The sequence below is a fragment of the Brotaphodocola sp. genome (assembly GCF_050873365.1).
Lineage (GTDB): Bacteria > Bacillota > Clostridia > Lachnospirales > Lachnospiraceae > Brotaphodocola.
Genome location: NZ_JBNMIQ010000008.1, coordinates 1 through 20,136, shown reverse-complemented (window position 1 = coordinate 20,136; position 20,136 = coordinate 1). Strand labels below are relative to the sequence as shown.

General features: G+C 48.2%; 17 protein-coding genes, 1 tRNA gene and 2 pseudogenes. 3 read left to right on the top strand and 17 right to left on the bottom strand.

Annotated features, from left to right (window positions below; genetic code table 11):
- Nucleotides 1-6 precede the first annotated feature (6 nt).
- The 7 genes from rnc to pta form a co-directional block, all read right to left on the bottom strand.
- Nucleotides 7-699 carry a ribonuclease III gene (gene rnc / locus ACR0QT_RS05795; RefSeq protein WP_308450641.1) on the bottom strand — a complete coding sequence of 231 codons (693 nt, stop codon included), beginning with the start codon at nt 697-699 and terminating at the stop codon, nt 7-9.
- A gap of 171 nt (nt 700-870) precedes the next feature.
- Entirely contained in the window at nt 871-1,101 is a 231-nt protein-coding gene (acpP, locus tag ACR0QT_RS05790; protein ID WP_308450642.1) for an acyl carrier protein, read from the bottom strand.
- A gap of 97 nt (nt 1,102-1,198) precedes the next feature.
- Entirely contained in the window at nt 1,199-2,209 is a 1,011-nt protein-coding gene (gene plsX / locus ACR0QT_RS05785; protein ID WP_432629900.1) for a phosphate acyltransferase PlsX, read from the bottom strand.
- A 255-nt stretch (nt 2,210-2,464) separates the two neighbouring features.
- A complete protein-coding gene (rpmF, locus tag ACR0QT_RS05780; protein ID WP_177976594.1) occupies nt 2,465-2,647 on the bottom strand; it encodes a 50S ribosomal protein L32 in 183 nt (60 codons plus the stop codon).
- Nucleotides 2,648-2,650: 3 nt separating this feature from the next.
- The gene (locus ACR0QT_RS05775) at nt 2,651-3,178 is read right to left on the bottom strand and encodes a YceD family protein (protein WP_432629899.1); all 528 of its coding nucleotides are present in this window, start codon (nt 3,176-3,178) and stop codon (nt 2,651-2,653) included.
- A 249-nt stretch (nt 3,179-3,427) separates the two neighbouring features.
- Entirely contained in the window at nt 3,428-4,624 is a 1,197-nt protein-coding gene (locus ACR0QT_RS05770) for an acetate/propionate family kinase (RefSeq protein ID WP_432629898.1), read from the bottom strand.
- Nucleotides 4,625-4,902: 278 nt separating this feature from the next.
- Complete coding sequence (gene pta, locus ACR0QT_RS05765) at nt 4,903-5,898, bottom strand: phosphate acetyltransferase (protein WP_432627494.1); 996 nt, start codon at nt 5,896-5,898, stop codon at nt 4,903-4,905.
- A gap of 222 nt (nt 5,899-6,120) precedes the next feature.
- On the opposite strand from pta, the gene ACR0QT_RS05760 reads away from it, so the two are divergent.
- Nucleotides 6,121-7,584 carry a tRNA(Met) cytidine acetate ligase gene (locus ACR0QT_RS05760; RefSeq protein ID WP_432629897.1) on the top strand — a complete coding sequence of 488 codons (1,464 nt, stop codon included), beginning with the start codon at nt 6,121-6,123 and terminating at the stop codon, nt 7,582-7,584.
- Nucleotides 7,585-7,942: 358 nt separating this feature from the next.
- On the opposite strand, the pseudogene ACR0QT_RS05755 reads toward ACR0QT_RS05760, so the two are convergent.
- The 10 genes and pseudogenes from ACR0QT_RS05755 to ACR0QT_RS05710 form a co-directional block, all read right to left on the bottom strand.
- Nucleotides 7,943-9,202 (bottom strand): annotated as a pseudogene (locus ACR0QT_RS05755) (class I SAM-dependent methyltransferase).
- 316 nt (nt 9,203-9,518) lie between these two features.
- Entirely contained in the window at nt 9,519-10,883 is a 1,365-nt protein-coding gene (locus ACR0QT_RS05750) for a PFL family protein (RefSeq protein ID WP_432629896.1), read from the bottom strand.
- A 186-nt stretch (nt 10,884-11,069) separates the two neighbouring features.
- Nucleotides 11,070-11,342, bottom strand: a complete 273-nt coding sequence (locus ACR0QT_RS05745) for an ACT domain-containing protein (RefSeq protein WP_432629895.1) — start codon at nt 11,340-11,342, stop codon at nt 11,070-11,072.
- Between the two features lie 243 nt (nt 11,343-11,585).
- Nucleotides 11,586-12,383: an MBL fold metallo-hydrolase gene (locus ACR0QT_RS05740; RefSeq protein WP_432629894.1), complete on the bottom strand. Its 798-nt coding sequence runs from the start codon at nt 12,381-12,383 to the stop codon at nt 11,586-11,588.
- Complete coding sequence (gene coaE / locus ACR0QT_RS05735; RefSeq protein WP_432629893.1) at nt 12,380-13,015, bottom strand: dephospho-CoA kinase; 636 nt, start codon at nt 13,013-13,015, stop codon at nt 12,380-12,382. Before coaE ends, ACR0QT_RS05740 begins: the two co-directional genes overlap by 4 nt.
- An 86-nt stretch (nt 13,016-13,101) precedes the next feature.
- On the bottom strand, nt 13,102-13,602 hold the full coding sequence (locus ACR0QT_RS05730; protein ID WP_308450651.1) for an SseB family protein: 501 nt from the start codon (nt 13,600-13,602) through the stop codon (nt 13,102-13,104).
- Nucleotides 13,603-13,819: 217 nt separating this feature from the next.
- Nucleotides 13,820-14,263, bottom strand: a complete 444-nt coding sequence (locus ACR0QT_RS05725; RefSeq protein WP_432629985.1) for a DUF523 domain-containing protein — start codon at nt 14,261-14,263, stop codon at nt 13,820-13,822.
- Between the two features lie 144 nt (nt 14,264-14,407).
- Nucleotides 14,408-14,560: pseudogene (locus ACR0QT_RS05720) on the bottom strand (GNAT family N-acetyltransferase); the annotation flags it as partial.
- A gap of 495 nt (nt 14,561-15,055) precedes the next feature.
- Nucleotides 15,056-17,710, bottom strand: a complete 2,655-nt coding sequence (gene polA / locus ACR0QT_RS05715; protein ID WP_432629892.1) for a DNA polymerase I — start codon at nt 17,708-17,710, stop codon at nt 15,056-15,058.
- A gap of 197 nt (nt 17,711-17,907) precedes the next feature.
- Nucleotides 17,908-18,255 carry an anti-sigma factor family protein gene (locus ACR0QT_RS05710; RefSeq protein WP_432629891.1) on the bottom strand — a complete coding sequence of 116 codons (348 nt, stop codon included), beginning with the start codon at nt 18,253-18,255 and terminating at the stop codon, nt 17,908-17,910.
- Nucleotides 18,256-18,494: 239 nt separating this feature from the next.
- Here ACR0QT_RS05710 and ACR0QT_RS05705 point away from each other — a divergent pair, with 239 nt between their 5' ends.
- Both ACR0QT_RS05705 and ACR0QT_RS05700 read left to right on the top strand, forming a co-directional pair.
- On the top strand, nt 18,495-19,691 hold the full coding sequence (locus ACR0QT_RS05705) for an LL-diaminopimelate aminotransferase (RefSeq protein WP_432629890.1): 1,197 nt from the start codon (nt 18,495-18,497) through the stop codon (nt 19,689-19,691).
- A 100-nt stretch (nt 19,692-19,791) separates the two neighbouring features.
- Nucleotides 19,792-19,874 (top strand) — tRNA-Leu (locus ACR0QT_RS05700).
- Nucleotides 19,875-20,136 lie beyond the last annotated feature (262 nt).

Sequence of the window (20,136 nt, the reverse complement as noted above, 5' to 3'; positions counted from 1 at the left end):
TCTCGATTATTCCTTATTATTTCTCAGCTTTAAAATTCCCCGATAAGCGGCAACTGCCTCTGCCGCCTTCTTCGTTCTTCCGGTTCCGCGACCGATCTCCTCGCCACCGAGAAGAGCTCTCACCTCAAACGTCTTGTTGTGGTCCGGTCCCTCCTCGCGCAGAACCTCATACTCCAGATGGTCTTCCGTAGTAGCCTGCACCATCTCCTGAAGGATTGTCTTGCTATCATAAAAGAGCTGTTTGTGCTCAATGTCGTTCATAATAAAGCGATGTATGAACTCTTTTGCATTAGCAAAACCACCATCCAGATAAATGGCTCCGATCAGTGCCTCCATCGCATCCGATACGACAGAATTGCGTCCGCGTCCACCGGTTGCCTCCTCGCCTCTTCCAAGAAGCAGATAGGAACCAAGATCAATATCCCCTGCACAGTATGCCAGCGTCGGCTCGCACACGATGCTCGCGCGGATCTTCGTCAACTCGCCCTCCGGCTTGTCCGGATACATGTGAAAAAGGAAGTCACTTGAGACAACCTCCAAGACTGCATCTCCAAGAAATTCCAGACGCTCGTTGCATCCGGCCTTGCTCAGACGGTGCTCATTTGCATAGGAGCTGTGTGTCATTGCCTGGGCAAATAACTTTTCATCCTGAAACTGATAACCAATTTTTTGTTCCAGTTCTTTTAATTCGCGATTCATGCTTTCTCCTTTTTACAAGCAAAAGGGGCGCACGGACACTTCCGACAGCCCCTTTTTGTTTCTCTGCTTTGCAGATCAGAAACGCACCGATGATGCGTTCCCTGATTTTTCCTGCTCGTCTCTATTTTTGACTCTTCTGACTCGTTCAGAATGGTTCCGATTCCTTTACAATTAGTTCAGAACACTCTTGATCTGATCAACGGCATCTGCAACGCTCACGATCTGCTCTGCTGCCTCAGTCGGGATCTCGATGTCAAACTCCTCCTCGATTCCCATGATGATCTGGAAAATGTCCAGAGAATCTGCACCCAGATCCTCAACAAAGGTGGTCTCCATGCTGATCTCATCTGCGCTTACGTTCATAACCTCCGCAATAATGTTCTGAAGCTTCTCGAATTCCATATCTTTTCTCTCCTCTTCCTATTTCTTTTTCTTTTTTGTTTTCTGTTGGTTTTTGTTTACTTTTTGTTTGTTTGTCTTGCTTTTACTTGATCTCAGTTTAAAGATCCTGTTTTTCCGTCTTCAGGCTTTCCTGAATCTTCTCGTTGATCTTCTGTTCCTTGAAGGTCACACACTGGATGATGGAATTGCTCACTTCCACTGCCTTTGCGCTTCCGTGTGTCTTCACAACGAGTCCCTTGAGTCCCAGAAGCGGTGCTCCACCGTACTGGGTCGCATCAAACGACTTGAGCGTCTCCTTGAGCGCCGGTTTCACCAGCAAAGCTCCGATCTTGCTCCGAAGTGAACTCATCATTCCCTTCTTCACAATATGCATCAGCGTCGATGCCGTTCCCTCATAAAGTTTCAGGATAACATTTCCCGTGAATGCCTCGCAGACAATGACATCTGCTCCGCCATGCGGAATCTCTCTCGCCTCAATACTTCCGGTAAAGTTGATGTCAGAACATTCTTTTAAGAGAGGAAACGTCTCTTTCACGAGCGCATTGCCCTTCTCCTCCTCGACTCCGACATTCACAATGCCAACTCTCGGATGCGGAATGCCGACCACATGTTCCATGTAAATCGAACCCATCCGCGCGAACTGAAGCAGGTGAGACGGTCTTGCGTCCACATTTGCTCCGCTGTCAAGCAGAAGGGAAACGCCCTTCTCTGTCGGAATCAATGCACCAAATGGCGGTCTCTCGACTCCCTTGATTCTGCCGACGATGACCTGTCCGCCCACAAGAATCGCTCCTGAGCTTCCCGCAGACACAAAAGCATCAGCCTGCCCGTTCTTCACCAGATTCATGCCAACCACAATCGAGGAATCCTTCTTCTTACGGATCGCATTCACTGGCGGTTCTCCGGTCTCGATCACCTCCGATGCGGGAACAATCTGAATCTGCTCTTTCGGATATGAAAACTTGTTCAACTCCGCCTCGAGCACCTCTTTGCGACCTGTCAGCAGAACCTGAATATCGTTTCTGCGACTTACCGCGTCCACAGCACCTTTTATGATCTCGCCAGGGGCATTGTCTCCGCCCATCGCGTCTACTGCTACCTTAATCATGCCGATTCTCCTTTCCGGCTTTTGTCTTTCCATTCCTTAATTACTATACTAGATTATATTTTATAAATCAACATGAATTTCTCCAAATTTTTTGAGGAGCAAAATTGGAGTTTTTTGGCGCCGAGTGCGCATCCTTGCGGAGCATTTTTTGTATGATAGGACGCAATTTTCTATCATACGAAAAAAGACCTCCGGACAAATGTCCGAAAGTCTTCTGATATTCATTCATATCGAGTTCGTAAAACGATCTGGGAATTAGTCCTCAACCTTAACGATCTCTTTCTTATTGTAAGACCCACAAGCCTTGCACACACGATGAGGCATCATCAGTGCGCCACACTTGCTGCACTTTACTAAATTTACAGCGCTCATTTTCCAGTTAGCTCTACGCTTGTCGCGTCTTGCTTTGGAAGTTTTATTCTTTGGGCAGATAGACATGGTTTACACCTCCTTAAACTTTTGAAATAAATCCTGGATTACTGACATTCTTGGGTCAGGCGAACTCTGGTCACAGGAGCAAGCCGTGTGATTCCGGTTCGCACCACATCTATTGCAAATCCCTTTGCAGTCTTCCCTGCACAATACCTTCATAGGCAGATTCAGCAATAGCTCGTTACTGAGCAACCGGTTTACATCCAGATTATAACCGCTTACATAGGGCTGTTCATTGAGATCCTCTGCACGCTCTTCCTCTGTCTTGCTCATATCCAGCTCGTCCTCAAGGGTAAGATCGAAAGGACAGTTCACCGGCTCCAGGCACCGGTCGCATGGGATCTGCAAAGTTACCTTTGCCTGACCCTCAAGCAATAGCTTACGATCTCCGAGATTCCGAATATGAAGGGACACAGGCTCTTTTGACACGATCGGATATACCCCATTTCTGGTCTCAAGTCCATCCATGTCAATCTCGCATGTATAGTCTTTCTCTTTTCCATCTCTGGTAAACAGCTCTGTTAAATTAATCAGCATATTAATCTCCTAATACGCACCTTAAACATTATACATAGATGGTCTTGCTTTGTCAATAAAAAGTTTTATCTTTTTCTAAAATTTTCCGCAATCAGCGGGAAACAACGGCGGTCACTCCAAAGTCTCATCCGCTTCGGATCACCGCCGTCTTCCAAAACCACTCTGCAATTCTGTCAGGAGTTCTGTTGATTACAATTAATTGCTTAAATTATTTAAATCATTTAAATTGCTTGACTTAAATTACTTGAATTACTCGGTCAGACGCTTGGTCTCGCGTGCGATTGCTAACTCCTCGTTGGTCGGGATCAGCATAACCTTAACCTTAGAATCAGCAGCAGAAATCACTCTGTTCTTACCTCTTACATCGTTTGCCTCATCGTCGATCTTAACGCCGAGGTAGCCAAGGTACTCACATACGTTCTTTCTGGTTGCCTTATCGTTCTCACCAACACCTGCGGTAAATGCGATTGCATCTACGCCGTTCATTGCTGCGGTGTAAGCGCCGATGTATTTTGCTACGCGGTAAACAAATGCCTCCAGAGCAACCTCTGCAAGGTGATTGCCTTCCTTAGCTGCGGTCTCGATGTCACGGAAGTCGCTGGAAACGCCACCGCTCATGCCGAGTACACCAGACTTCTTGTTCAGGATGTTCAGAACCTCGTCTACGGTCTTGCCTTCCTTGTTGCAGATGAACTGAACAACGGTCGGGTCGATATCACCACTTCTGGTTCCCATGATCAGACCCTCAAGAGGAGTCAGACCCATGCTGGTGTCTACGCACTTACCACCGATGGAAGCAGAGATGCTTGCACCGTTTCCTAAGTGGCAAACGATAACCTTTGCGGTCTTCGGGTCAAGTCCACCGAACTTGATAGCCTCGCCAGATACGAACATATGGCTGGTTCCGTGGAAGCCATATCTGCGGATGCTGTACTTCTCATAGTACTCATGCGGGATTGCATACATGTATGCCTTCTCCGGCATAGCCATACCGAAAGCGGTATCCCATACAGCTACGTTCTTCTTGCCTGGCATTGCCTTCTCACAAGCCTCGATACCCATCAGGTTTGCCGGGTTGTGCAGAGGTCCTAAATCGAAGCACTCACGAACAACGCGCTTTACATCCTCATTTACAACGCAAGACTCGCTGTAAACGGTACCAGCGTGCAGAACGCGGTGACCGATTGCGGAAATCTCGTCGGTGCTCTTGATTACACCGTGCTCCGGATCCTGCAGAGCGTCCATAACCATCTGGATTGCTACGGTGTGATCCGGCATCGGATTCTCTACGACATACTTGTCTTTGCCAGCCGGCTGATGGGTCAGCTTAGAACCCTCGATACCGATTCTCTCGCATAATCCCTTTGCGATTACGCTCTCATCGGTCATATCGATCAGCTGATATTTCAGGGAAGAACTTCCGCAGTTGATGACTAAAATCTTCATTTCTATTTTCTCCTATTTTTTCTTAATGTGCTCTCCGAACCGCCATCCTAGCGATCCAAAGAGCACCTAAACTCAAGTCTACGCTCGCGTAGACTTGGCGCGTGATTCTGGTCAGCTCTGCTGACATTTTCCCATCAGAATCACTGCGCATCCACGCGGAGCGTATAACTCAGTAGGGGAAACAATCCCCTTCTGAGTTGTAAACGCTAATTCTTTTTATGATGATCGTGGGATCAAACATTTTTGATTCGACTCAAAGTTTTCGCTAATCGGTTTAATTAGTTCATCTGAGCCTGTACAGCAGTGATTGCTACAACGCCTACGATATCGTCAGCAGAGCATCCTCTGGACAGATCGTTAACCGGCTTTGCAATACCCTGGCACATCGGGCCATAAGCCTCTGCCTTTGCCAGTCTCTGAACCAGCTTGTAACCGATGTTACCTGCATCCAGGTTCGGGAAGATCAGAACGTTTGCGTGACCTGCAACGGTGCTACCCGGTGCCTTAGAAGCGCCAACAGACTCAACCAGAGCTGCATCAAGCTGCATCTCGCCGTCGAGCTGAAGCTCCGGAGCTGCCTCTTTTGCGATTCTGGTAGCTTCCTGTACCTTGGTTACATCGTCGTGCTTTGCACTTCCCTTGGTGGAGTAGGACAGCATAGCAACCTTCGGCTCCTTGCCAACCAGCATCTTGAAGCTCTCAGCAGAGCTCAGAGCGATTGCTGCTAACTCATCAGCAGTCGGGTTCTGGTTCAGACCGCAGTCAGAGAATACGAAGGTACCGTTCTCACCGTACTCGCAGTTCGGAACTTCCATCAGGAAGAATGCAGATACCAGCTTGGTGCCCGGCTTGGTCTTGATGATCTGCAGGCACGGTCTTAAGGTGTTTGCGGTAGAATGGCAAGCGCCAGATACCATACCGTCAGCATCGCCGTTCTTGATCATCAGACAACCATAGTAAGCGTAGTCCTTGAGCATGATCTCCTTAGCTTCCTCCGGAGTCAGACCCTTCTTCTTACGAAGCTCTACGAACAGGTCTACATACTCCTGAGTCTTCTCATAGGTGAACGGGTTAATGATGGTTGCTCCGGAGATATCCAGACCCTTGCTGTTAGCCTCAACCTCTTCCGGTGTACCGATGATGATTAAGTTTGCCAGACCTTCTTTCAGAATCTTCTCAGCAGCCTCAAAAGTTCTTCTGTCCATAGACTCCGGGAGAACGATGGTCTTCTTGTCAGCTTTTGCTTTTTCTTTGATTACATCAATAAATGCCATGGTGCAATACCCCTTTCATTTGTTTAGCGTTTGCTTTTGATACTATTATATAACACCTGTTTTTTGTATACAAGATGTTTTTTCGGAAAAAAATGTTTTTTTTTCCATACTTTCATTCTATCCCAATCCGCTTCTTTCGTCAACGGGGCAGATGAGGGATTTACAGCAAAAAAAACAAACGATATAATAGGGAAAACCCTATATGCAGAAAGGATTTTTGTTATGAAAACAGCAGGAATTATTGCGGAGTACAATCCGTTTCACAATGGTCATCTCTATCAAATCGAGGAGGTGCGAAAACAGACCGGTGCCGACTATGTTGTCATCGTCATGAGCGGGGATTTTGTCCAGCGCGGAGAACCGGCAATCTTTGACAAATACACCCGGACGCGCATGGCGCTCTCCGCCGGAGCTGACCTTGTGCTTGAGCTTCCGGTCTCGTTTGCGACCGCAAGTGCTGAGCTTTTCGCACACGGGGCTGTCTCTCTCTTCAACCAAACCGGCATTGTTGATCTTCTCTGCTTTGGAAGCGAGAGCGGTTCTCTTGATGATCTGCGTGCGACTGCCGAGATTCTTGTGCGAGAGCCCGAGGAATACACGCAAAATCTGCGCGCATTTTTAAAAGAGGGAAATTCGTTTCCGCTTGCCCGAAGCCTTGCCCTGCGCGCGTTTTTGGAGTCTCAGAATGTAGAGGCATCCCCGAAGTCTCCAGCTTCCCGTTCAGAGTCTCCGGTTATGCGTTCCGCGTCCTCATCCTCATCCTCTTTAAGTTCAAGTCCTCAGATCCCACTCTCTTCTCCCAATGATATCCTTGGAGTCGAGTATCTCAAGGCGCTGATCCGCACCGACAGTTCGATTGAACCGTTCACGATCCGCAGGGAGGGACAGGGATACAATGACTCGACAAATCCGGAGACTTTAGGGTCTCTGCATTCGACTTCTATGGCTTTTCCGTCTGCTTCTGCGCTCCGCGCTATGATCTGTGAAAATGTGGATGTGGAAATGAATGGAACCGGAAATATGGAAATGAATAGAACTAGAAACGAAAATAGAAACTCAGAAAAAGAGGAGGACACAGAAGTTACTAAGATTTCCAATCTTATACAAATGCTTTCCCTCTGGATTCCGCACTCCGCGCTTGACGCACTGAATGCAGAAGGTGCCCTTGCGACTCCGATATTTGCAGATGATTTTTCTCTGCTCTTAAACAGCAAACTCCTTGAACTGTCGCAGAGTCAAATCCCTTTTGAGCAGTTTGCTGATCTCTCTCCGGAGCTTGCCTCCCGGCTTTTGGCTTCTGTGCTGACCTTTGATTCTTTTTCCGGTCGCATCACAGCGTTGAAGAGTCGTCAATACACTTACACGCGAATCAGCCGTGCCCTGCTTCATCTTCTGCTTGGCATCAAGTCAACAACTATGGAGGAATACAAAAAATCCGAGCGTCTTCCATACGCCCGGATTCTCGGTTTCCGTAAGTCCGCCTCCCCGCTCCTCTCAAAGCTCAAGGCAAATTCTTCTATTCCGACTCTCGCAAAGATCGCCGGTGCAGAAAGTAAATTGAGTGAATGTGGTGTACAGATGTTACGGGAAGAGCTGTTTGCATCTCATCTCTATCAGTCTGTTGTATTTCAGAAAGGGCGACGGATGAAGAATGAGTATACGCGCTCGATCGTTCTGCTTCCGTAAAATAAGCTAGACAAATATACTCTTATTCTCGGAGCTCCATCCGGCAAATAAGCTAAACAAACATACTCTTATTCTCGGGGCTCCATCCGGCAAATAAGCTAAACAAACATACTCTTATTCTCGGGGCTCCATCCGGCAAATAGGTCACGCAAACTCGCTCTCGCTCCGGGTAAATCAGCGGAAGCGTCACTGGCGCTTCCTCGATACGCTGAGCGGACGTAATGGTGCATAAGGTTGCAAACTACGCAACCTAAGCACCAACGTCTCACACGGGTTTGCTTAGACTTTTTGCCTTCTGTCGCCATACATTCTTTTCTCCCACACAGCAAACACTTTCCTTTTTTCATAAAATGCAACTTTACTCCCACAAAAGCTGTGCAAGCGTTGGCTTTAAGGAAAATTCCTTACAGATTGCTTCGATCTCAGCACGATTGTTTTTCTTTCGTCCGCTTCGCACTGCACGAATCAAAATATTCTTCGGCGTGTGCTCCATATCGATGAACTCCAGAATCTACGTGCGATAGCCCTGATTTTCAAGAAGTTCTGCACGCAGAGCATCGGTGTAGAGCGCCGCCATTCTTTCTTTGATCAGCCCGTATCCAAGCACCGGCTTTAAGAGGTCATTTTTCATCTGGCGATTCAACTCATGCTGACAACATGGAACCGAAAGGATCACTTTTGCACCCCAGCGTACTGCCTTTGCGAGCGCAAAATCTGTTGCAGTGTCACACGCATGCAGAGTTACTACCATATCGACCTGATTGACTCCCTCATAGGAAGCAATGTCCCCACAGAGGAACTTGAGTTTCTCATATCCATAACGCTCCGCAAGCTGATTACAGTGCTCAATAACTGTTTTCTTTAAATCAAGACCAATCACGCGAATCGGATAGCCCTGCACCTCATGAAGATAATAATACATCGCAAACGTCAGATACGATTTTCCGCATCCGAAATCAATGATCGTATTCTCCCGCTCTTTTGAAAGCTCCGGAAGAATATCCTCAATAAATTCCAGGAAACGATTAATCTGACGGAACTTGTCATAGCGACTCTTGACGATCGCTCCCTGTGCTGTCATAACGCCAAGATCAACAAGAAACGGAACCGGTACACCTTCTGGAAGTAAGTAACGTTTCTTTCGGTTATGATCGAGAACGGCATTCAGAGGATTCACACCCAGATTAATCTGTTTATCTGATGAACTTGATGAGTTCGGCTGAATCTGTGCATATGCCTGCTTTGCGCCATTCTTTCGGCGAACTTTTACTGTCACCGTCCCGCTTTTGCTCACAAGTACGGTTGCTTCACCGAGTGCAGAACTCACCTGAGCTTGCTTGAGCACACCAGAAAAAAGTCCAATCAGATACTCAGCAAGTTCCTCCGGCTTTAAATTTTTGTGAAATGCCTGCGTTCCAATCAATTCTTCCGCCTGCATCGTCAGCTCTCCCTTTAAAAGAACCGGGCGGATGCGCACTTTCTGCACACCCTCCCGGTTCACCGGATTGCTGACTACAATATGTTTCAAATGCTCATTGGCAAACTCATCCGCCAACGAACGAATCTTTTCCACAAACTCCGGTGCAAGCCCGGATTTCTTTTTTGTAGTCTCTTCCATATTCATTTTCTCCAAAACACAATTAAATAAAATCAATCATTGCATACACATTTCTTGATCGTTTTGCGCTATCCATCCCACACCTAAAGACGTGGTTTTTTTTTCACGCATTCATTGTAATACTCACCAACGATCAGCGACGCAGGGCGAGAAAGATCCCGCAAACCCGTGTGAGACGTTGGTGCTTAGGTTGCGTGGTTTGCAACCTTATGCACCATTACGTCGAACCCGGAGTGCGAACGAGTTTGCGGGACTTATCTCGCCGGCGGAGCGTTACGATCGCTTCTCGCCGTTATAAGCCAATCGCAAATATATTTTAGTTCTTGAAGCTGTGAATCGGTGCCGGGATTCGTCCGCCACGGGTCACAAACTTCTCGCAGGAATAACGATTTACCGGCATAACCGGCGCATAGCCGAGCAGTCCACCGAACTCTACCGTATCGCCCACACCTTTTCCGATAACCGGAATCACACGCACTGCTGTCGTCTTCTGGTTGATCATTCCGATTGCTGCCTCATCTGCGATAATACCGGAAATCGTCGTTGCCGGCGTATCTCCCGGAATCGCAATCATATCAAGTCCAACGGAGCAGACACAGGTCATTGCCTCAAGTTTCTCGATGGTCAGAGCACCGAGAGAAACGGCATCGATCATACCCTGATCCTCGCTGACCGGAATAAACGCACCGCTGAGTCCGCCAACGTAGGAAGAAGCCATGACACCGCCTTTTTTGACCTGATCGTTGAGCATTGCAAGTGCTGCCGTCGTTCCCGGTGCGCCGACACGCTCCAAACCGATCTCCTCAAGAATCTCAGCGACACTGTCGCCAACTGCCGGAGTCGGAGCAAGAGAAAGATCAATGATTCCAAACGGAACACCGAGACGTTTCGATGCCTCCTGAGCAACGAGCTGACCTACACGGGTGATCTTGAATGCCGTCTTCTTGATCGTCTCGCACAGAACCTCAAAGTTTGCACCTCTTGCCTTCTCAAGCGCTACCTTTACCACACCAGGTCCGCTGACACCGACATTGATGATCGCATCTGCCTCGGTCACGCCGTGAAATGCACCAGCCATGAAGGGGTTATCATCCGGTGCATTACAGAATACCACAAGTTTCGCACATCCAAGAGAATCATTCTCCTTTGTTGCCTCTGCCGTCTCGCGCACAATCTGACCCATCAGATTGACAGCATCCATGTTCAGACCCGTCTTTGTGGAGCCGACGTTGACAGAACTGCACACACGCTCAGTCTGTGCAAGTGCCTGAGGAATCGAGCGAATCAGATTTTCCTCCGCCGTCGTCATTCCTTTGCTCACGAGAGCAGAATATCCGCCGATGAAGTTGACACCAACCTCTTTTGCCACACGGTCAAGTGTCTTCGCAATCGTCACGAAATCTTCCGGAGTCTTGCAGGCACATCCGCCAACAAGCGCAATCGGAGTTACGGAGATTCTCTTGTTGACAATCGGAACACCGAAGTCTCTTGCGATCTCCTCACCGGTCTTTACCAGATCTTTCGCATAGGAAGTGATTTTCTCATAGATCTTGCGGTTCAGCTCATCCAGATTTGCATCACAGCAGTCGAGAAGGCTGATTCCCATCGTGATCGTGCGCACATCGAGTTTCTCGTGCTCGATCATGTTATTTGTCTCGATAACTTCAAACATATTCAACATCGCTATTCACCTCAGTCATCTTTCATCTTTTCTCTTGTTGATTCAGAAAAATCTCATCTGTAATCGATAATCTGTAATTTCTGCATTTCTTATTCCATACAATCCTGTACAAATAGTATCAGCTATTTAATATCAGCTATTTAATATCAGATATTTAGGATTAGTTATTCAGAATCAGATATCCGATCAGATACGATGCATCTTGGTAAAGATCTCTTCTCTCTGGCACTTGATTCTCACGCCGATCTCTTCCCCGAGTTTCTCAAGCTCCTCGGAAATCTGAGCGAATGGAGCATCTGCATGTTCCATATCAGCGATCATCATCATGTTGAAATACTCCTGAACGATCGTCTGGGAAATATCCAGAATGTTCACTTTCTTCTCTGCCAGATATGTGCAGACTTTTGCGATGATTCCTACGGTGTCCTTTCCTACTACGGTAATGATAATCTTGTCCATGTTCCTCTTCCGCCTTTCTGAAATGAAATGTGTGGTATTTCTTCTATACAAAAAGAGCTGATTTTTCAGTCTCTTCTGCATGCCTCAGCATTTGCCAGAGTGTGTCTGAACGTGCATTTTGCATACAATCTGTCACAACAAAATAATAACTATTTCAAGTCGACGCTCGCGGAGACTTGGCGCGTGATTTTGGTCAGCTCTGCTGACATCTTCTTATCAAAATCACTGCGCATCCACTCTGAGTTATAACTCAACAACCGGTGACAGACTGTCCCGCCCCGCTACGGCAATGGAAAAATCATCCGCCCGATAAGGCGTATCCCCCTCATTGATCTCCATGCGCACAGTCTCATAGGCGAGCGCCTCATAATTATTCTCCTTACTTAAATGGCCAAGCAACACCTGCTTCAGATTATCATGAAGAATCAGGCTGAGTAGCCGTCCCGCAGTCTCATTTGACAGATGACCGCGGTCCCCCAGAATTCTGCGTTTCAGATAATACGGATACGGACCTGTCTCCAACATGCGGATATCATGGTTGGCTTCCAGCAAAACCGCATCCAGTCCCTTGAGGTGATCTGCCACATAGGAATCAAAATGTCCCATATCAGTCGCCACCGCAACGGACTTTCCGTCATGACTGACCCGGTAAGCAACCGGATCTGCCGCGTCGTGATCTATGGAAAATGGGTCGATCGTGAGATCTCCCACAGTAAAAGCAACATCCGGCTTGACCGGGTTTAAAAGCTCTTTCGGGTACTCCCCGAGATTTTTCATCTGGGAAATCTCATCGAGAGTCCCCTGTGTCGCATAAATCGGGATATGGCATCTTCTCGCAAGCACCCCAAGCCCCTTCACATGGTCGGAATGTTCGTGCGTGATCACCACGCCTGCAAGCTCACTGCCCTTAACCCCCAGTTCATTGAGTCCCTGCTCAATTCGTTTATTGCTGATTCCGGCATCGACGAGAATATGCGTCTTCTCTGAACCGACATAGACGCAATTTCCGCTACTGCCACTGGCTATACTCGCTAATCTCATTGTGCACCTTCCTGCCTGATTTTTTCATCCTGTCTCTTGAGAGCGGAATCTGAGCCGGAAATCGTCTCCATCATTTTTGCGATCTCCTGTTCCACCTCCTCAGGCGTTCCGTCATTGTGAATCACATAGTCGGACAACTGCACAAACGATTCGCGATCCTGCTGTTTCGCCATGATCTCGAGACATTTCTCTCTCGAATATCCGCGGTTCTTCATCAGGCGTTCAATCCGGATCTGGGGATCTGTATCTACACAGACAAGAAAATCGCAGACGCGTCGACTGTTCTCATCAAACAGCGCTGCCTCCACAACAACAAGATCCGCACTGCTTGCCCTGCTCATCTGACGGATGCGCTCCCAGACGAGCGGATGAATCAATGCATTCACTTTTTTGAGTGCATCCGAATCTCCAAAAATCAGCTTAGAAAAGAGGGCTTTGTCCAGCGTTCCATCCGAAGATAAAATCTGATCTCCAAAAATCTTTACCAGACCATTCAAGCCCTCCTGTCCCGGCTGTTCCAAGTCTTTTGCAACCTGATCCGCCTCAATCACAAAGGCCTTATACTTGTCCTTCAAAATCTGGAGAACTCTGCTCTTTCCGGCTCCGATTCCGCCGGTCATTCCGATGATCATGCCTCTTTTCCCTCTTTTCCCTGCAAATTCATCGTATTTTAAGGAAATCTCTTCGGTTTCCCGAAGAAATCTACCTGTTTTCAAATTTAGTTTGCCTTGTGCGCGTTTCTCTTTGCCTCACGCTGTTTGAGAAGAGATAAGAGCAGATCCTTAGAAATGCTGATGTTCTCTCCATACGGGTTGATGACAAATCCGCGCAGATCATTTAAGTTGCGGATCAGGATATTTCCGAAATCTTCCATCGTCATGATCAGTGCCTGATTGTGACGGTCATCCTCGTTCCATTTCTCATACTCATCGAGATCGGTAAATCCCATGTAGTACTTCTCGCCCTTATCGTTCTGAATGGACTCAAAACGAACGCGAACGGACGGACCATCTTTCTCAGTCAGAATCGTCTGACGCTGAATCGGAGAAAGCAGTCTCGACTCCATCAGAGCTGCTGCCATCTTTCCGCGCGTGTAAGCATTGTCATCTTTCAGCACTTCCTGCATCGCATCTACCAGTCTCTGATTCTTGATTGTCTCTGCGGATTCATTCTTCATATCAATAAATTCCTCACTTTTCTTACTTTTATCTGCATTCATCAGTTGCGCCTCTGCGTGCGCGCCCTCTCCTGAATGGGTTCTCTGAACGTTTGTTTTTGGCAACGATTTCCTTCTGCTGAATCGTTATCATTCTGTATCATATCATAAATCTGTGCGCTCATCCATAAAATTTTTCATTTCCGCACTTTTTTTTGAATGTCACAGTCCCTGCCTTCTCATTTCTTCCTATTTGCACAGCCCAAAAATCGCGCTTCCTCTAGCCCTGATTTTTTAAGTATGTCAGGCACGCTTCTGTCTCAGATTCTCCAAAGACCGGAATGCCGTGTGCCAGCAACAGTTCGGCGGTCACTCCGTTTCCCTCTGTCAATTTTCCACTGTATGTGCCATCATAAATCTGACCGTGACCACAGGAAGGACTGCGTTCTTTTAGCACGGCGCAGGTGCAGGAAAACAGCTCGGCAAGTTTCCACGCTTCTCTGGCGCCTTTCTGATACTGCGCCGTCACATCCGCCCCGGTTTTCGTTTTTACCAGATCCCCGACCCGCTCGGACGGCACTCTCGGAGTGGAAAGACCGCCATAGATTTCCGGGCAGACCGGAATCAGATCTGCAACTTCCATCAATGCCCGGACATTTTCATCGAGAACGCCTTTCTCGTTATAACGACAGTTCGAACCAAGCAGGCAAGCACTCACGAGCACCGCAGGTCTTGATCTTCGAGTCGCAACCGATGATTGTCCGGTTGTTTTTCCCAGTCCTTTTGCCACATCCTTTTCCTTTAAAAGAATGTGGCGGAGCGTGCCCCCGTACTTTTCCTTTGTCGCAATGATGCGGTAACCGTGTCTTTGCATCGAGTGAAGACTTGCGTGATTGTCCGGATGAATCGTACACATCAGAAACTTCTGCATACGCCCGGAAAGCTCGCGCTCCGCTTCCTCGACAAGTCGCCCCTGCAAATGATGACCACGAAATTCCGGATCAACAGCAACCGAATCCATATGCGCGACGAGAAGACGTTTTTGCGCATCAAAGCCTGCATCGATTCCGAGATTCACTCCCTGATCCGGATTGTGAATCCCACCGGAAAGTTCCCGGACTCCCGGAAGATCCACGGTAAAGAACGCGACGAGTCTTGGCTCTGCCCCCGGTTCCTCGTTGTCCTCCGGTTTTACTTCTGCGAGAACCGTAAATCCCTCCGCCGACACATGGCGCAGAAGCCATGGCAGTTCATCCGTGATATACCAGTCCGGATGCTCCATATTTTGTTTTACGCGGTCCATCAGTTCCTTGACCCGGACCATGTCTGCCTCCTGAGCCAGACGAATCGTTATCTGGTCATCTCTCATTGTTTTCCACTCACTCCCGCAATTTTCGCGTTCTTTGAACGATCATCTAAATTTCTGATTACTATATCACATCTGTAGAGCAAAATACAAGTCTAAATACAGGTTTATTTGTTCGTATATCGTTGTATCACACAAAAATGGCCGTGTTTATTTTGCATCAAACCAGGTTGCGCCCGCATGCGCCTCGACTTCGAGTGAAACGGAGAGTTCCACAGCGTGACGCATTTTCTCCTCGAGAAGTGCCGTCACTTCCTCCTGCTCATCCACAAACGTCTCGACGAGAAGTTCATCGTGTACCTGAAGCACAATCCGGGATCTCAACTTTCTCGCCCGAAGTTCCCGATCGACTGCAATCATCGCGATCTTCATGATGTCCGCTGCCGTTCCCTGAATCGGGGAATTCATCGCCACTCGCTCACCAAAAGCTCTCTGCATAAAATTCGATGACTTGAGCTCCGGAATCGGACGGCGTCTGCCAAAGAGCGTCGTCACATATCCCTGCTCCTTTCCCTCCTTGACAAGGTCGTCAAGAAATGTCTTTACACCTGGATACGTCTCAAAGTACTTGTTGATGTAGGCAAGTGCCTCCTTTCGACTGATGCTCAAGTCCTCGCTCAAACCAAATGCACTGATTCCGTAGACGATTCCAAAGTTTACTGCCTTCGCATTCCGGCGCTGAAGCGGGGTCACCTCATCAAGCGGAGTGTGGAAGACCTGGGACGCCGTGATCGCATGGATGTCCTGTGCCTCGCGGTATGCCTCAATCAGGCGCGCATCCTTCGACATATGAGCGAGGATACGAAGCTCAATCTGGGAGTAATCGGCATCGACAAAGACTGCCCCGTCCTCCGGCACAAAGACTTTTCGGATCTCCCGTCCAAGTTCCATCCTGACCGGAATATTCTGAAGGTTCGGTTCCGTACTGCTGATTCGTCCCGTCGCCGTGATCGTCTGATTGAAAGTTCCGTGAATTCTTCCATCCTCCTGAATAAATCCGGCAAGTCCCTCCGCATACGTCGAGTTGAGTTTTGTGAGCTGACGGTAATCGAGAATCATCCGCACAATCGGATACTCCGGTGCGAGCTTTTCGAGCACATCCGCTGCCGTCGAATATCCGGTCTTTGTCTTCTTTCCGTGAGGAAGCTCCATGCGCTCAAACAGAATCTCTCCGAGCTGTTTCGGAGAATTGATGTTGAACGTCTCGCCCGCCGATGCGTAAATCTCCTGCTCGAGCTTTGCAATCTTCTCTTTCAGTCTGTCGCCGTATGCCTCAAGCTGAGCGCGGTCGATGCGCACTCCCGCCTTCTCCATGTGATCGAGGCTGAAAATCAGAGGCATTTCTACTTCATGGAACAGCTTCTCCATTCCGGTATTCTGAAGATTTTCAAGGAGTTTCGGCATCGACTTCCACGCAATATATCCCATGTAGCAGGCGCAGGTGCATCCCTTCTCGTCCCCCGCACACATCGCTGAGCCCACAGTCTTTTTCCCGAGCAGATCCGCTCTTGACGGAACGGTCATTCCGAGATAATCTCTCGCCAAATCGTCATACTCGTAAGTATCCTTGAGTGGATTTAAGAGATAGCCCGCAATCGCTGTGTCAAAGACGACAGTTGTCTCCTCAAGATCCATGGCCTTGAGCTGATCCTTGAGTCCGATCGTCGCAACAGAGTCCTGCTCTTTGCGCTTCTCTATCAACGACTTCATCTTATCTGCGAGGTAGGCTCCGGTCAGAAATCCCTCCGCCCGAATCGCATAGATCTCATCCTCCCCGAGACAGAGTGCAAGACCGACAACCGCCTTCTTCTGATCGAGAATCAGTTCAAATCCGATCGTCTTTGCCTGTTCTGCCTTCTCAAAGATTGTCTCCGCTCCGGCAAAGTCCTCGATCGTCCAGAATTTCTCCTCGATCTGATTCTCCTCAGCCCCGATCTGCACGGCGTCAAACCGCGCAAGAATCGACTTAAACTCCAGACGCTTCATATAATGATAGGCTTCCGGTGTGTAGAGGTTCTCAATCCGTGCATTGTCATAGACAAACTCGACCGGGCAGTCAAGACGGATCGTCGCGAGATCCTTGCTCATCTCTGCAAGATCATAGTGCTCCGTCAGCGCCTTCTGCGCGCGTGGCGGGCGCACCTCCTCGAGATGATCCCGCACATTCTCAATGCTTCCGTAAGTGACAATCAGATTTGTCGCTGTCTTCTCTCCGATCGAAGGAACTCCCGGGATGTTGTCGGAGGAATCTCCCATCAATGCCTTTACATCGATGAACTCGGTCGGCGTCACCTGGTACTCGCGCTTTACATCCTCCGGATAATAGTCATGGATCTCAGTCTTTCCACGGCTTGTCTTTGGAATCCGAATCTTGATGTGCGTGTCCGCAAGCTGTAAGAGATCCCGGTCACCCGAAACGATGGAGACCTCGATTCCATCTGCCTGACTGCGCTTTGCGACTGTTCCGAGAATATCATCCGCCTCATAGCCTGCAAGACTCAAGATCGGGATTCCCATCGAAGTCAGCACTTCCTTCATCAGTGGAACCTGCTCCCTGAGTTCTTCCGGCATCGGCTTTCTCGTTCCCTTGTAATCCGGATATTTCTCATGGCGAAACGTCGGTGCACTCAAATCAAAGGCAACTGCGAGATGATCTGCCTGTTCCTCCTCGAGAATTTTAAACATGATATTTAAAAAGCCATAAACCGCATTCGTGTGAAGTCCCTCCGAATTTGTAAGCTCCGGCACTCCGTAAAATGCACGGTTTAAAATGCTGTGTCCATCAATCAGTACGAGTTTTTCCACCTTGTTCTCCTTTATCTCAAAAATTCCTAATTTTCTAAAGTCTGATCGCTCTCTTCTCTGAGTCTGGCTGTTTTTTTATCGCCACTTTCTATTTTCTCCAAGCACGTTAAGAGCGCACATTTTCCAAAAGACAGACGAAAAAGTCTGCCCCCTTTTCTTGCCCTCCCGCCCTTTTAACGAGTTTTATTTCTGTGCCATCAGAGAATTCCTGTCTCTGTCCAGATGCGAAACTGCATCACCAAAAGTGTCAGAACGCCTGCCACACAGAGCGTGTTAACCGCATAGCAAATCACTTTTCGCAGACGGGCTGTGCGAACCTTAATCCACGCATCTTCAAGGCTTTCCTCCAAGGCTCCCGCAATGTCATATCCGCCTGCACCCGAATCAAGCTGGCGCAGTCCTAACGATACCGTATAATAGATTTCCAGTTCCTCCCGGCAATCCGGACAGGTGCTCACATGAGTCAGAAATGCTTCCAGCTCTTCCTCATCCAGCTTCATATCAATAAATGGCATAATCAGTTTTTCCGCCTCCCGGCATGTCATCCCTGTCACCACCTTATTTTTTTATGTGCCCCCATCATACCACTGATTCCGCCCTTGAATCTACCCTATTTTATCATTTCTCTGTGTTTTTTTTGATTTTCTTATTCTTGACTTGATTTTTAATCTCTGCTAGAGTGTGTTTGTATTTTTTTATTTCATGTGCTCTCAGAATCTCTTTGTGCCTGTTCTTGCGAAGAGAGACTTCGAGAGTAGATACTTACAGGAAGAGGGGATTTTTTATGCCAAAGCTGAATGAACATTATCAGGATTTAAAAGAAAGCTATCTTTTCTCCGAAATTGCACATCGTGTTTCCGCTTACTCGGAGGCACATCCGGATGCGAACATCATCCGTCTTGGAATCGGAGACGTTACCCTTCCACTTGGAAGCCTCGCAATCAAGGGACTTCACGAGGGTGTTGATGCAATGGCAAGCGCTGAGACATTCAAAGGATATGGTCCGGAGCAGGGATATGAATTTTTGCGCAAGGCAATTTCTGAATACTATGCAAGAAATGGTGCAGAAGTTGATCCTGCTGATATTTTCATCTCCGACGGTGCAAAGAGCGATACCGGAAACATCTCTGAGCTGTTTTCCAACGACAATGTAATTCTGATTCCGGATCCGGTTTACCCAGTCTATGTCGATTCCAACCTCATGGGCGGAAAGCACGTCACCTATATCTCCGGAAATGCGGAAAACGATTTCCTCCCGATGCCTGATCCGTCTGTTCATGCAGATATTATTTACCTGTGCTCCCCGAACAACCCGACCGGTGCTGTCTACAACAAAGCACAGCTCAAGGAGTGGGTGGACTACGCACTCGCAAATGATGCAGTCATCCTGTTTGACTCCGCTTACGAGGCTTTCGTCAGTGATCCAGAACTTCCGCGCAGTATCTACACAATCGAGGGTGCAAAGAAATGTGCGATTGAGTTCTGCTCCCTCTCCAAGACCGCTGGATTTACCGGAACCCGCTGCGGATACACCGTTGTTCCGAGAGAGCTTGTCTTCACCGCTTCCAACGGCAAGGAAATGTCCCTGCATGCAATGTGGAACCGTCGTCAGTGCACAAAATTCAACGGTACTTCCTACATCATCCAGAAGGGTGCTTCTGCAGTCTTCTCTGAGGAAGGCATGAAGCAGTGCCAGGAGAACATTCATTATTATCAGGAAAATGCAAGAATCATCGCTGAGACCTTAAAGAAGAAAACCATCCGTTTCTTCGGCGGTGTTCACTCTCCTTACATCTGGTTTGAATGCCCGGATGGAATGGAATCCTGGGAATTCTTTGACTACCTGTTAAACAATGCTCAGGTCGTCGGAACTCCGGGTGCAGGTTTCGGTGAGAACGGTAAAAACTACTTCCGCTTGACCTCATTCAACAACCACGAGAACACGATCGAGGCAATGAAACGCTTTGAGAAGCTGTTCTAGGGGAAGCGGTTGTGTGAACCAAATTCCCATTTCCAATTTTTGAAAAAATTGCTTGCAAACGTTCGGCACTTATGCTATAATTCTTTTGTTGCGTAAGTAAGCCGGCGTGGCGGAATGGCAGACGCATCAGACTCAAAATCTGACGGGGGCGACCTCGTGCCGGTTCGAGTCCGGCTGCCGGCATTCCTTGGCAGGGGCAGGAGCCAGCAGAATTATCTCTCGATGATTCTGTTGGCTCTTTCTTTTTGCCCGATTATCGATTATAATAGGTTGCATAAATATATCAAATACATCAAATGTATGAAATTCAAGTCGACGCTCGCGGAGACTTGGCGCGTGATTTTGGTCAGCTCTGCTGACATCTTCTTATCAAAATCACTGCGCATCCACGCGGAGCGTATAACTCAGAAGGGGATTGTCTCCCCTCCTGAGAAAGTTTGTGATA